This is a genomic window from Streptomyces sp. NPDC008139, from assembly GCF_042957025.1.
Taxonomy (GTDB): Bacteria; Actinomycetota; Actinomycetes; order Streptomycetales; family Streptomycetaceae; genus Actinacidiphila.
Window position 1 is genome coordinate 101,007 of record NZ_JBIBHM010000020.1, and the last position, 13,875, is coordinate 114,881.

The window sequence follows — 13,875 nt, forward strand, 5'->3', positions numbered from 1 at the left end:
TCCGCGAAGATGACCCCGTGCGGTATCGGATTCTTGGGGTCACGGAGGCCCGCGCCTCCGACGACGGGCCCGAAATCGGCCTCGGCGGCAGCCGCCTGCGAGCCGTCCTCGCGGTGCTGGCCCTCAACGCGGGCCGCCCCGTACCCCCCGAAGCCCTCATCGAACAGGTCTGGGCGGCCGACCTCCCGGCCGACGCCGCCGGCGCCCTGCAAGCCCTGATGTCGCGGCTGCGACGAGCCCTGGGCCGGGACGCCGTCGTCTCGGAACCCGGCGGCTACCGCCTGGCCACCCCCCGCGACTCGGTGGACCTGTACGAGTTCGAGCGCCTCGCCCGCGAGGGCGATACGGCCCTGGCGGCGGGAGACGCCGCGACGGCGGCCGACACCCTGACCCGCGCCCTCACCCTGTGGCGCGGCCCGGCCCTGGCCGACCTCCCGGACCGTACGTCCGCCGCGGCCCGCCCCGAAGCCCTGAAGCTGGCCGCCCTGCGGAACAGGGTGGAAGCCGACCTCCGCCTCGGCAGGGCGGCGGACACCCTCCCCGGCCTGCGCGCGGCAGTGGCCGAGCACCCGCTGGACGAGTCGTTCAGGGCCCAGTTGATGCGGGCGTTGCACGCCGAGGGCAGGACGGCCGACGCCCTGGCGGCGTACGACGAGACCAGGACCGTACTCGCGGAAGCGCTCGGCACCGATCCGGGCCCCGAACTGCGAGCGCTGCACGGTGAGTTGCTGCGGCGAAGGCCGCCGCCCCCCGCGCAGGGCAACATCCGTGCCCGCCTCACCAGCTTCGTCGGCCGCGAGGCCGAACTCGACGACATCAAAGGCGACTTGGCCGCGGCCCGCCTCGTGACGCTGACCGGCCCCGGCGGCTCCGGCAAGACCCGCCTGGCGCAGGAGGCGGGCGACGCGGCGGCGCGCCGCCACCCGGACGGCGTGTGGCTGGTCGAACTCGCCCCGCTGGACGACCACTCGGCGGTCCCGCACGCCGTGCTGAGCGCCCTCGGGCGCCGCGACACGCTGCTGCTCGGCGGCGCGGGCCGCGACCAGTTCCTGTCCGAGGCGTCGCACGGCGAGGACCCGCTGGCCCGGCTGCTCGAACACTGCGCGCAGCGACGCCTGTTGCTGGTGCTCGACAACTGCGAGCACCTGATCGGTGCCGCCGCCTCCCTCGCCGCCGAGCTGCTGGCGGCCTGCCCCGGCGTGGCCGTACTGGCCACGAGCCGCGAGCCGTTGGGCGTACCGGGCGAGGTCGTACGGCCGGTGGAGCCGCTGCCGCCCGCGACCGCGTACCGGCTGTTCGCCGACCGCGCGGCGACCGTACGCGCGGACGCCCGCCTCACCACGGCGGAGAACGACGCGGCCGTACGCGAGATCTGCCGCCGTCTCGACGGCCTGCCGCTGGCCATCGAGCTGGCCGCGGCCCGGCTGCGGGCCCTGTCGCCGCGGCAGATCGCGGACCGGCTTGACGACCGGTTCCGGCTGCTGACCAGCGGCAGCCGTACGGTGCTGCCGCGCCAGCAGACGCTGCGGGCGGTGGTGGACTGGAGCTGGGAGCTGCTGACCGAGCGGGAGCGTACGACGCTGCGCGGGCTGAGCGTCTTCTCCGGCGGCTGCACGCTGTCGGCCGCCGAGGCGGTGTGCGGTCCCGACGCGCTGGAGACGGTGGCCCAACTGGTGGACAAGTCCCTGGTGGTGGCGGTCCACGCGCCCACCCCCGGCCAGGACGTCCGCTACCGCCTGCTGGAGACGATCCATGAGTACGCCGGCGAGCGCGCCGCCGGGCGGCCCGGGGAACTGGCCGCGGCCGAGTGCCGGCACACCGCGTACTTCCGCGAACTGGCCCGCACGGCCGACTCCGAGCTGCGCGGCGCCGACCAACTCCACTGGCTGGAGGTGCTGGAGACGGAGCTGGACAACGTCCGCGCCGCGCTGAACCGGCTGGTCGAGTCGCCCTCCGGCGGAGAAGAGGACACCGGGAGCCAGGACGCGGAGCTGGACGCGATCACGATCGTGCTGTCCATGGGCTGGTTCTGGTGGCTGCGCAATTACCGCGACGAAGCGGACTCCTGGCTGGAACGGGTGACGGAGCTGGGCGGCGAGCCCCCGCTCGACCCGGCGGACCGGATGTTCTGGCCGCGCCTGGACCTGCGGATGCTGCACTTCTTCGTGAAGAGCGACCACGCCTCGGAGGCGCAGTGGTCGTCGGCCGACTCGCGGGCGATGGCCGCGCTGCTGGCGGCGGCGTACAGCCAGGGAGGTCCGCCTGCGGCGCGTTTCCCCGGCATGCTGTGGCCGTTCACCACGTATCTGCTCGGCAGGGACGAGGAGATCGGCCGGCACGCCGACACCGTCGTCGCCAACTGCCGGGAGCACGGCGGCGAGTGGGAGATCGCGGTGGCGCTGATGCTCCGTACGCACATCGCCGTGGACACGCCGGGAGGGCTCGCGCGGATCGACGCCGACTGGGCGGAGCTCCAGGAGCGCAGGGAGCGGCTCGGCGACCGCTGGATCCGCGCCCAAGTGCACGGTGCGAGCGCCGAGATCGAGGTCGTCCGCGGGCAGTACGCGGCGGCGCACGGCGACTTCGAGGCCGCGCACCGGCTCGGCCGGGAGCTGGGCGCGTACGGCGAAGGGGCCTTCCTGCTGGCCCGGATGGGTGAGTTGGCGCACCGCCGCGGGGACGACGAGGAGGCGCGCAAGCTGGTCGAACAGGCCGGGGAGGAAGCGGAGCTGTACGGCGTGTGGGACGCCCGCACGTACATCCGTTACCTCAAGGCGCTGCTGCTCCTGCGCCGGGGCGAGCCGCGGCAGGCCAGGGAGCTGTGCGAGATGGCGGTCGGGCACATGGCGGACGGTACGCCGCCGCCGACGTTCAAGGTGCTGCTCGCGAGCCTGGGCGCGCGGATCACGGCGGCCGAGGGCGACCCGGTGGCGGCGCTGCTCGGCCTCGCCGAGTCGGCGAGCCTGGCGCTGGCGGAGGGCTGCACGGAGCCGGTGGTGGGCGCGCAGCTCGACTCGGCGGCCGAGGTGCTGGTCGAGCTGGGCGACCTGCGGTCGGCGGCCCGGATGTCGGCGGCGTCCTCGGCCGTACGCGGGCCGCTGCCGCGCACGGTGCCCGAGCTGGTCACCGCCGACGCCGTGGAGGAGCGGGCCAGGGCGGGCCTCGGCGACGGCGAATGGGCGGCGGCCTGCGCGGAGGGCGCGGTGCTGGACGCTTCAGAGGCGGTGGCGGCGCTGCTGGAGGCGGCGCACGCGATGGCGGCGGGGTCGTAGGGGGAGCGGGGGCGTACGGCCGTACGGGAATAGGTCCCGCGCGCGTCCTCGTTGACGTGGGAACCTTGATTGAGCATTCAAGGAACAGCCAGCGCCCGCCTACGCCCGGAAGTGAAAAGCCTTGAAAGTTGAGATCTACTCCGATATCGCCTGCCCCTGGTGCTACCTCGGAAAATCCCGCTTCGAGCGCGCCCTCGCCGCTTTCCCGCAGGGAGATTCGGTCGAGGTGGTCTACCGGCCTTTCCAGCTCGACCCGACCGCGCCCGAGAGCCCGCAGCCGCACCGCGAGGTGCTGGCGAGGAAATTCGGGCCGCAGGCCGTGGCCATGGACGACCGACTCGCCTCGATGGGCGCCGCCGAAGGGCTGACCTTCGACTTCGACACGGTCGTGGAGAACAACTCGCTGCTCGCCCACCGCCTGCTGCGCTTCGCCCTGGACACGTACGGCCCCGAGACGCAGAACCGGCTCAAGGGCCGCCTGATGACCGGGCACTTCGGCGAGGGCCTGGACATCGGCGACCGTACGGCCCTGACGGACGCGGCCGTCGCGGCCGGCCTCGACCGGGACGCGGTCACCGCCTTCCTCGCCGGTGACGACCTGCGCGACGAGGTCGTGGCGGAGATCGACCAGGCCCGGCAGATCGGCATCACGGCCGTGCCGACCTTCGTCTTCGAGGGCAAGTGGGCGGTGCAGGGCGGCCAGGAGACGTCCGTCTTCCTCCAGGCGCTCGAACAGGTCGCCAAGGACTCGGCCGCCGAGGCGGCTGCCCTCGCCGGTACGGAGGACGCGGCTGCGGACGCCGCCTGCGCCGACGGGGTGTGCGCGGTCCCGTCAGCCACCACTGCGGACGCACCGGCCGCGAACAGCTAATCGGTTCATCGCCGAGAATGCTCATCGCCGCAGAGCGCTCATCGCCGAGAGCGCTCATGGCCGCAGAATCCATGGCCCGGGCGCTCTCTGTACGAAAACGCCCGGAGCCCACGGACCGGCCGCCTACGAGCAGCTGATCACCGAATCCGCCCAGTCGGCCAGATTCGCCAGCCCGAGACCGGGGCCGCCGCCGTGCCGCCCCTCGGGATCGACCACCAGCCGGATCGTCTTGTACCCGGTGATCCCGACGTGCACGGGCACGGCCGCGTCGCCGCCGCGTACGACACCCGACTGCCACAGCCGGGTGTCGTCGCCGTACACCGAGAAGCTGGCCGCGCCGAAGCGCCCGGTCAGGCCGTCGATCCCGGCGCGCGCGTCATAGGTGACGCATGCCTGGTTCAGGTCGATGGTCAGCGACGACGGCGCGTGGACGGTGATGCCGTGCTCGTACTGCGTACCGCCGATCGTCAGGCCCCAGCGGTTCCACCACCAGCTCGTGACCGACGGCCGGATCGTCGGCCCGGAGGTGTCGCCGAGCCCGCTGATGCCCAGCGAATTGACCTTGTACGCGGTCGGCGCGGGCGGCGGAGGGGTCGGTGTCGGTGTCGGCGCGGGGGTCGTCGGGGCCGGCTTCGGCGGCGGAGGGACGACCGGCTTCGGCTTCGGCGTGGGCTTGGGACTCGGCTTCGCCGGGGTCGGCTTCGGCTTCGGCGGCGGAGTCGTCTTCTCGACCGGCTGTACGGGCGGCGGAGGGACGACCGGCTTCGGCTTCGGCGCGGGTTTCGGCGCGGGCGGCGGGGGAGTGGTCACCACCGCGACCGGCGGCGGCTTGGGCTGGGCCTTCGGCGGCGCCTTCTCGTGGCCCCCGGTGAGGGCCAGCGCGAACGCCGCCGCGGCCGCGGCGACCACCAAGGCCGCCGCGATACCGACCTTGGCGGGCGCGCCGAGCCCTTCGGACGCGGCGCCTCCCGCGGCCGCGCCGCCCGCGCTCGACGTCGTACCCGACCCGGCAGCGGCGGCGGCCACACCTCCCGCGGCCCCTGCCGCGCCGACCGCTCCGCCGACCGCGACGATCCCGGCGGCCTTGGCGGCGTAGACGGCGGCGAACCAGCCGATGTACGCGACCGGCAGCAGTCCCTTGAGCGCCGAGTTGAGGTCGGCCAGCTCCAGCGAGGCGGCCGTGCACCGCTCGCACTCCTTCAGGTGCCTGCTCAACTCCCGGTCCGCGCGCATCCGCAGGCCCCCGCGCGCGTGCGCGCCGAGCCGGTCGGCGTACCGCGCGCACTCGCCCTCGGCGGTCAGCGTGGAGCTGACGTGTGCCTGGAGATACGCCTGGCGCAGGCCCTCGCGGGCCCGGTGGGCCAGGACGGCCGTCGCGTTGGGTGTGAGTCCGAGCAGCGGCGCGATGGCGGACGGCGACTCGTCCTCGACTGCGGTGTGCCACAGCACGGTCTGCCAGCGCTCGGGGAGCGTACGGAACGCCTGGATGGCCAGCGTCTGCTCGGCCTCCTGCATGGCCCGTACGTCCGCGCCGAGTTCGTTGGTGTCCTCGGTGGCCGTCGAGCCCGCCGCGGAGACGGCGAAGACGGCGAAGTCCTCGACCAGGTGCTCGCGCTTGGCGGTGTTGCCCCAGGACGCCGCGACCCGGCGCACCGTGGTGAGCAGATACGCGCGAACCGCCGACTCGGGGCCGCTGCCGCCGCGGATCGCCTGGAGCGTACGGGCGAAGACCTCGCCGGTCAGATCCTCCGCGGTGTGCGCGTCCCGGCAGCAGGTGCGTGCGTAGCGGCGAACCGATTCGGCATGCCGCCGGTACAGCTCCTCGTACGCGCTGTCCTGCCCGCCGCGCACCCGTGCCACCAACTCGGCGTCGGACAGCGCGGATTCGAGGGCGTCGGCCTCGGCGGAGGCGGCGTGCGCGGGATGGCCCTGCACGGAGAGCAGGTCGTCGTCGGCCGGTGCCTCGGTGGCCGGTGTCCCGGCGGACGGCGGCGCGGCGGGGGCGGGTACGCGGCCGGACTCCGGGTCGGCGGTACGGCCCGGCTCGCGGTCCGTGCCCCAGTCGGTCTCACGCGCGCCCTCGCCGGTCCCCTCGCGGGCTTCCTCGCGGACGTCGTCGCGTGCGGCCGGGTCGCGCTGTCCCGGCACTTCGCGCTGCCCCGGCACCCTGCGCGAGGGCAGCCCGTCGCCGGTCTCCGGGCCCGCGGCGGGAGCGCCGGACTCGCCGTTTGCCTCTTCCACGGGGCAAGCGTGGCACAGGAGGGCGGGCCGGGGTCACGGGATACCGGGGAACCACTCATCCGTGGAGAGATCGTTCACGATTCCTCTACGTTCACCCGATCGGTGGAGCGCGTGACGCCGACCCGAGCGGCGCCGGGTCGCGCGACGTCCCGCCGCGTGACTCCGAGCGCCTTGTGCCGAGCCGTTTATATCGAGCCGGGTCCTTAAGCCGACCCGTGTTGCTCGGCTGATCCGAGTTGTGGAACCCAGCCCTGCGGGGTGAGCCGAGCCGCGTTACGCCGGCTCCTGACCTTCCGTCACGCCCTCGCCCCGTGCCCCCGCGCCCCCTGACGGGGTATCGGCCGCCCGCTCGCCGGGCCGCGAGCGCAGCCCGTCCAGCAGGATGTCCAACAGCCGCGCCGAGGCCGCCGCCTGCTGCTCGGGGTCGGGCAGCGAAGGCGCCGAGGTGGCGATGACCAGCAGGACGTCGGCCACCGACACGTCGAGGCGCAACTCGCCCGCCTCGCGCGCCCGGTCCACGAGCCGTCCGACGACATCGAGCAGTGCCCGTATGCCGTTCTGGTCGCTGCTCCGGTCGGCGCCGCCGTCGCTTCCGCCGATGTCGTCACGGCCCGCGTGGTCCGCGACCTCACCGGCCGTACCGGTCACCGTTCCCGCGGCCGGACCCGTGCCCGCTGACGTCGGCGCCGCGGCGCTCCCGGCCGCCGTCGCGAACGGATTGCGCTGCTGCGGAACCCGGTTCGGCTCGACGCCCAACGGCGACGTACCGCCGTGCTCCGTACCGGCGCCCGTCGACGGGCTCTGCACCCGCAGCACCTGCGGCGGCAGCAGCCGTCCGGCGCCCGAGGCGACCGAGGTGCGCAGGAAGCGCGCCAGCGCCGACCACGCCTCGTTCTCCTGGCCGAGCGCCGTACGCGCCTGCTCGGTCAGCCGCGCCGTCTCCTCTTCGGCGATCCGCCTGACCAGCACGTCCTTACTCGGGAAACGGCGGTAGACCGTACCCACGCCGACCCGCGCGCGGCGGGCGACGTCCTCCATCGGAGCCCCGTACCCCGACTCGCCGAAGACTTCACGCGCGGCCCGCAGTACGTGTTCCAGATTGCGCTGCGCGTCGACGCGCAACGGTGCCGGACGGTTTCCGCCGACGGCGCCGTCCGAACCGGCCGCGGCCGTCGTCCACTGAGAGTCCTGAATGTGCATATACGTATCCCCCGGAAAATTCGCGTCTCCCCCCGGAGACTCCCCGCTCATGGGCGATCATCAGTACGCGTCCCCCGCAGTACTACGAGATACGAACATAGTTGAGCCCACGTCAAGAAAGAAGGGGGTTGTGATCCGACCGGCGCGCGCCCCCGATCGGAGCAACGGGCGCCGTGCACTTCCGCGCGGCCTTTGCCCGGTGGTGGGTGCACCGCTGACCTGCTGCGTCGCCGAACCCGTCGAAGAAACCGGGGAATCATCACGTCCGCGCTGTGGACAAACGGCTATGGTCCATTGCGTCATGGAGCAATGACGGAGTCGGCAGCGAGGAACAGAGCAGGCATCCCGCGCATTCTCGTGGTGGGCGGTGGCTATGTCGGGATGTACACCGCGCTGCGGTTGCAGCGGAAGCTCAAGCGCGACGAGGCCGAAGTCGTCGTCGTCGAACCGCAGCCGTACATGACGTATCAGCCCTTCCTGCCCGAGGCCGCCGCCGGATCCATCTCCCCCCGCCATGTCGTCGTACCGCTGCGGCGGGTGCTCGGCAAGTGCCGGATCGTCGTGGGCGAGGCGCGCGGCATCGATCACGCCAAGCGCGTCGCGAGCATCGCCACCCCGGTCACCGACGAGGAGGGCGGCGACCTGCTGGAGCTGGCGTACGACCAGCTCGTGATCGCGCCGGGCTCGGTCTCCCGTACCCTCCCGGTCCCCGGGCTCGCCGAGCACGGCATCGGTTTCAAGACCGTCGAGGAGGCGATCGGGCTGCGCAACCACGTGCTGGAACAGCTCGACATCGCCTCCTCCACCCGTGACGTCGACGTCCGCGAGGCCGCGCTGACCTTCGTCTTCGTCGGCGGCGGATACGCGGGCGTCGAAGCGCTCGGCGAGCTGGAGAACATGGCGCGTTACGCCGTGCGGTACTACCACAACATCCGCCCCGAGGACATGAGATGGGTCCTGGTCGAGGCATCCGGCCGGATCCTGCCCGAGGTCGGCGAGGAGATGGGCAAGTACGCGATCCGCGAGCTGCGCGGGCGCAACGTCGACATCCGGCTGGAGACGCGGCTGGAGTCGTGCGAGAACCGGATCGCCGTACTGTCCGACGGCGAACGGCTGCCCACCAGGACGGTGGTCTGGACGGCGGGCGTCAAACCGCACCCGGTGCTGGCCGCGACGGACCTGCCGCTCACCGACCGCGGACGGCTGCGCGCCGAGGCCACCTTGCGGATCGCCGGTTCGGAGACGGCGTGGGCGGCGGGCGACGCGGCGGCCGTGCCCGATCTGACGGCACCGGAGCCCGGCACCGACTGCGCGCCCAACGCCCAGCACGCCCTGCGGCAGGCCCGCGTCCTGGCCGACAACGTCCTGGCGACCCTGCGCGGCCGGCCGCTGACCGAATACCGCCACAAGTACGCGGGCTCCGTCGCCTCGCTCGGGCTGCACGAAGGTGTCGCCTTCATCTACGGGCGCAAACTCAAGGGTTACCCGGCCTGGTTCATGCACCGCGCCTACCACCTCAGCCGCGTCCCCACCTTCAACCGCAAGGCCCGTGTCCTGGCGGAATGGCTGCTCGCGGGGCTCTTCAAGCGCGAAATCGTCTCGCTCGGCTCACTGGAACACCCGCGCGCCGAATTCGAACTGGCCGCCGGATCGCACCGCGATCCCGACGCGCCCTGACCCGCCCCGGACGCCGCGCGATTCCCCCCGGGGTCGCCGGTCGGCCACACTGGTGGTGTGACCACGCGTGCGCCAGCACCTGCAAAGAGTGACAAATACGAGGAATCGGACGTTTGAACCTTACGCGTTGGAGCGCCCGGCTCCCCGGAACACAGCGACGCAGTGCCGTACCCGCGGCGCGCGCCAAAGTCGGCGACCCCGCGCGCGCCGACGCGGCCGACCCCGCGACGGCACCGCCGGACGCGGGCAGCGCCGCCGCCCCTGACGCCGACCCCGAAGGCACCCGCCAGGCCCCCGGCTCGCCGGCGGGCCAGGCCACGGGTCCCGTCCCCGCCGCCGGCGCCGTCACCGACGAACCGTCAGTCACCGGCGTCCTCAGCCGCCTTCCGGCCCTCATCGCCGTCACACACGGCCCCGCCCACCGCGTGGACTTCGTCAACGACGCCTACACGGAGGTCTTCGGCGCCCGCACCACCGGCGCCCCGGCCCGCGACGCGCTGCCCGAACTCGACGAGCTCGGCCTGCTCCCGCTCATGGACCAGGTCCACCGCAGCGGCAAGCCGCGCACCGTCAAGGCCCGCAAGGTGGTCGGCGACGACGACCGCTCACCCGCCAAGCCCGGCTACTTCACCTTCACCTGCACCCCTGTCAGGGCGGGCGACCCCGACCCCGAGCGCCGCGGCGTCCTGGTCTTCGCTGCCGACGTCACCGACCAGGTGCACTCCGCCGAGCGCCTGCGCGAGAGCGAACGCCGCCTCCACGAGACCGCCGTCACCCTCCAGCGCAGCCTTCTCCCGCAGGAGCTCGAACAGCCCGACGACCTCCGCGTCGCCGCCACCTACCAGCCCGGCGGCACCGACGCGGCCGTCGGCGGCGACTGGTACGACGTGATCACCCTCGGCGCGGGCCGCACCGCCCTCGTCATCGGCGACGTGATGGGCCGGGGCGTCCGTGCCGCGGCCGTCATGGGCCAGCTCCGTACCGCCGTACGCGCCTACGCCCGGCTCGACCTGCCGCCGCACGAGGTCATCCAGCTCCTGGACGGCCTCGCCTCGGAGATCGACGCCACCCAGATCGCCACCTGCGTCTACGCCGTGCACGACCCCAGCGAGGGCCGCCTGTCGTACGCCACCGCGGGACACCTGCCGATCCTGATCCGCGACCCCGACGGCACCGTCCGCCGCGCCGACGAACCCACGGGGCCGCCGCTCGGCACCGGCGGCTGGATCCACACCTCGGGCTCGGTCGCCCTCGGCCCCGGCTGCACCGCCGTCCTGTACACCGACGGCCTGATCGAGCGGCGTGGCGAGGACATCGATGTCGGTGTGGACGCCCTGATGTCGGCCCTGTCCGGCGCCACCGGCGCACCCCAGGTGATCTGCGACCGCCTGATGCGCGCTCTCGGCGTCACCTCGGAACACGACGACGACGTGGCCGTCCTCGTCCTCCAGTACCCGGACCACACCGGCAGCGAGGCCGAGCTCTTCCGCAACGCCTCGCTCGAACTCCTCGGCGGCGTCGAGGCCGCACCCCGCGCCCGCGCCTTCGCCTCCGGGGTGCTCGCCTCCTGGCGCTTCCCCGTCGAACTGCGCGACCTCGGCGTCCTCGCGGCCAGCGAACTCGTCGCCAACTCCCTCAAGCACGGCACCCCGCCCATGCGGCTGCGGCTGCGCCGCACCGACCGGCGGCTGATCATCGAGGTCACCGACGGCGACGACCACCTGCCGCGCCGCCGCCGCGCGGAACCCGGCGACGAGGCCGGCCGCGGCATCTCGATCATCGCCACCGTCGCGTCGTCCTGGGGCTCCCGCCGCACCCCGGGCGGCGGCAAGGCCGTCTGGTGCGAATTCGCCCTGCCGGGCTGAGAGTGCCGGTGGGGTGAGGCGGGCGGGGTGACGGTGCCGCCGCCTCTGGGCCGTCGCCGCCGCTGGGCCGGGGCCGGGGCCGCTGGGGGACCGCATCCGTTCGGGTGCGGGGCCGTTTGGGTCCGGGGCCGACCGCCTGGCCGAGGGCCGGGCAGGCCGGCCCTCGGGGCGGAGGGGCGGGGGTGCCGACTACGGGGAGACGGTCGCGGCCGGTTCCGGTCGCGCTTCGGCCGTGGCGCCGACGGTCGCGGCCGGTATTCGGGCGGCCGGGTCGGCGTCCGCGGTCACCCGCGAGTCCAGATCCAGGTCCTTGGCTTGAGCCGAGTCCACGACCACGTCCACGGTCGTGTCCGTGTCCGTGTCCGTCCCGGCAGGGAGCCGTGGCGCGGAACGGGCGACCACGCGGGCCGCCGCCAGATGCGGACTGTCCTGCAAGAGCGTGAGGTGCCGCCCCATCCGCAGCGCGGTCACCGAGATCGCCAGCGAGCAGAGCACCAGCATCACGATGTACGCCCCGTACGCGCCCGCACCCGCCATCAGGCCGCCGACGGCGGGACCGAGGGCGAGGGCCAACTGCTTCACCAGGGCGAACGCCGAGTTGTACTGACCGACCATCCGCGCGGGCGCCAGATCGGCGACCAGCGGAGCCACGGTCGGCGCCAGCATCGCCTCGCCGAGCCCGAACAGGGCGTACGTCGAGATGATCGCCGCGACCGCCATCGCGTGACTGCCGTGCGCCAGCCCGGACGCCCCGGCCACCAGCCAGGCGACCGTCCAGACCAGACCGACCGCCGCGATGACCCGGCTGCGCCTGCGCTGCTCGACCAGCCGCAGCACCACGAACTGCGCCAGCACGATCACGGCGGTGTTGGCCGCGAGCGCCACGCCCAGCGTGGTCGGCGAAATCCGGGTGACCTCGACGGCGAACGCCGAGAGCCCCGACTCGAACTGCCCGTAGCAGGCGAAGAACATCACGAAGCCCAGCACGGACACCATGACCATCGCCCGGTCACCGAGCAGCAGCCGCCAGCCGCCGGAGGCAGCGCCGTCGGACCGTACCGCCCCGTCGACCTGCGGCGCGTGCGGCATGCGCACGGTCGCGATGACCGCGCCCAGCACCAGGAACATTGCGGCCTCGATGGCGAAGAGCCGGATGAACGACGCCGGATGTGCGGTGTCGACCAGCAGACCGCCGAGCAGACCGCCCAGGCCGAGCCCCAGGTTGTTGAGGAAGAACTGTGTGGCGAAGGCGCGCGACCGCGTCGCGGTCGTCGAGCACCACACGATCATCGTCGCCAGCGCGGGCTGCACCACCGCTATACCGGCACCGAGCGCACCAGCCGCCGCGATGACCACCGGTTCACTGCCGGACAGCCCGAGCCCCAGTGACCCGGCTGCGGCCAGCACCGTACCGACCACCGCGACCGGCACCGGACCGCGCTGATCGATGACCCGGCCGGTGAAGGGCAGCACGAAGAGCGCCGCCACGGCGAACGTCGCGAGCACCACACCTGCGGTACCCGCGCCCAGCCCCCGCACCTGCGAGACGTAAATAAAGGTGAACGGGACCGTGAAGCCGTTCCCGAACGCGCTCAGCGCTGTTCCCACCTGGATCCGGCGCAGCGCCGCGCCCATCGCCGTTGTCACACTCACCCCACTTGACCATTGAGTCTTCGCTTTGAAGACTTCAGCACTAAAGTTCGAAGCTAAAGAGTACATCGCGAAGGGCTTTAGCGCAAAGGGTTCCGTGTCATACTCGAAGGATGACCGCAGCCGCAGGTTCACCGGGGGCGCCGCAGGAGCTGGACCTCGACGCCCAGATCGCCGCCTACCAGCGCGAATTCCCTGAGGTCGACCCCCAGGTGGAGAAGGTCGTCACCGCCCTGGGCCGCCTCAACCGCCGGATGAACGTGGCGTACGGCCGCCAGCTCGTCGACCTCGGCATCAGCAGCGCGGAGTGGGAAGTCCTCAAAGCACTCGTCGTCGTCGGCAAGCCCTACCGTCTCGGCCCCGGCGACCTCGCCAAGCGCCTCGGTCTCACCCCGGCCGCCATGACCCACCGGATCGACCGCATGGTCGCCGAGGGCCTGGTCACCCGCGAGCGCGACGAGGCCAACCGCGTTCGCGTCATCGTCGAACTGACCGACGAGGGCCGTGACAAGTGGCTCCAGACCATGCGCCTGGCCGCCGTCTTCGAGGACGAGCTCCTCCAGGACCTCACGACGGTGGAACGCGCCGCCCTCGGCGAGATCCTCACCCGCCTTCTGCGCCGCGTCGAGTACAGCCAGCCGGACGCCGGCGGCCGGCTCGAAGACCTGGACTGACCCGTGTGATGGGGACCACCTTGCCCCGAGTTGACATGGGTGGTCCTCGTCCGTAGTGTTCTCCGAGTTGTCCGACGTGAGCGCCGACTCCGGTCGGTCCCCGGACAGCCATTCCGCAGGAACCTTTCGACCATGAGCGACAGCCTTGTGTTGTCGCGTTGTTGTCGTGCGTTTGTGTGTTTTGGCGGAATGCAGGCGGTGTTTCGTTCGACCGGGCCGATTTGGCCGGGCGGCACGGGATCAGCTAATGTCTCACTCGTCGGAACGGCCGAACAGCCGGAAAGACAAGCCCCGCTGACTGGGGGTCAGACACTGGAAAGCGTCTGATAGAGTCGGAGACACGACGAAGGGAAAGCCCGGAGGGCCGGTGAAACGGTCTGAAGGAAGCTTCCGTTCCTTGAGAACTCAACAGCGTGCCAAAAGTC

General features: G+C 72.7%; 8 protein-coding genes. 5 read left to right on the forward strand and 3 right to left on the reverse strand.

What is annotated here, in order from left to right; all coding sequences use genetic code 11:
• The first annotated feature begins 17 nt into the window (after positions 1–17).
• Entirely contained in the window at positions 18–3,272 is a 3,255-nt protein-coding gene (locus ACFZBB_RS32385; protein ID WP_391130047.1) for a BTAD domain-containing putative transcriptional regulator, read from the forward strand.
• A 121-nt stretch (positions 3,273–3,393) separates the two neighbouring features.
• Positions 3,394–4,143, forward strand: a complete 750-nt coding sequence (locus ACFZBB_RS32390) for a DsbA family protein (RefSeq protein ID WP_391130050.1) — start codon at positions 3,394–3,396, stop codon at positions 4,141–4,143.
• A 123-nt stretch (positions 4,144–4,266) separates the two neighbouring features.
• Here ACFZBB_RS32390 and ACFZBB_RS32395 read toward each other — a convergent pair whose 3' ends face one another.
• Together ACFZBB_RS32395 and ACFZBB_RS32400 are read right to left on the reverse strand one after the other, a co-directional pair.
• The gene (locus ACFZBB_RS32395; RefSeq protein WP_391130053.1) at positions 4,267–6,384 is read right to left on the reverse strand and encodes a sigma-70 family RNA polymerase sigma factor; all 2,118 of its coding nucleotides are present in this window, start codon (positions 6,382–6,384) and stop codon (positions 4,267–4,269) included.
• Between the two features lie 273 nt (positions 6,385–6,657).
• Positions 6,658–7,584, reverse strand: a complete 927-nt coding sequence (locus ACFZBB_RS32400) for a TetR family transcriptional regulator (RefSeq protein WP_391130056.1) — start codon at positions 7,582–7,584, stop codon at positions 6,658–6,660.
• A gap of 309 nt (positions 7,585–7,893) precedes the next feature.
• Between ACFZBB_RS32400 and ACFZBB_RS32405 the strand changes: the two genes are divergently transcribed.
• Both ACFZBB_RS32405 and ACFZBB_RS32410 read left to right on the forward strand, forming a co-directional pair.
• Positions 7,894–9,261 (forward strand): FAD-dependent oxidoreductase, encoded by a 1,368-nt coding sequence (locus tag ACFZBB_RS32405; protein ID WP_391130060.1) that lies wholly within the window; start codon positions 7,894–7,896, stop codon positions 9,259–9,261.
• Positions 9,262–9,374: 113 nt separating this feature from the next.
• Entirely contained in the window at positions 9,375–11,126 is a 1,752-nt protein-coding gene (locus ACFZBB_RS32410; protein WP_391130063.1) for a SpoIIE family protein phosphatase, read from the forward strand.
• A gap of 189 nt (positions 11,127–11,315) precedes the next feature.
• On the opposite strand, the gene ACFZBB_RS32415 is transcribed toward ACFZBB_RS32410, so the two are convergent.
• A complete protein-coding gene (locus ACFZBB_RS32415; RefSeq protein WP_391130072.1) occupies positions 11,316–12,773 on the reverse strand; it encodes an MFS transporter in 1,458 nt (485 codons plus the stop codon).
• A gap of 116 nt (positions 12,774–12,889) precedes the next feature.
• On the opposite strand from ACFZBB_RS32415, the gene ACFZBB_RS32420 reads away from it, so the two are divergent.
• A complete protein-coding gene (locus ACFZBB_RS32420) occupies positions 12,890–13,450 on the forward strand; it encodes a MarR family transcriptional regulator (protein ID WP_355346088.1) in 561 nt (186 codons plus the stop codon).
• The last annotated feature ends 425 nt before the right edge of the window (positions 13,451–13,875 follow it).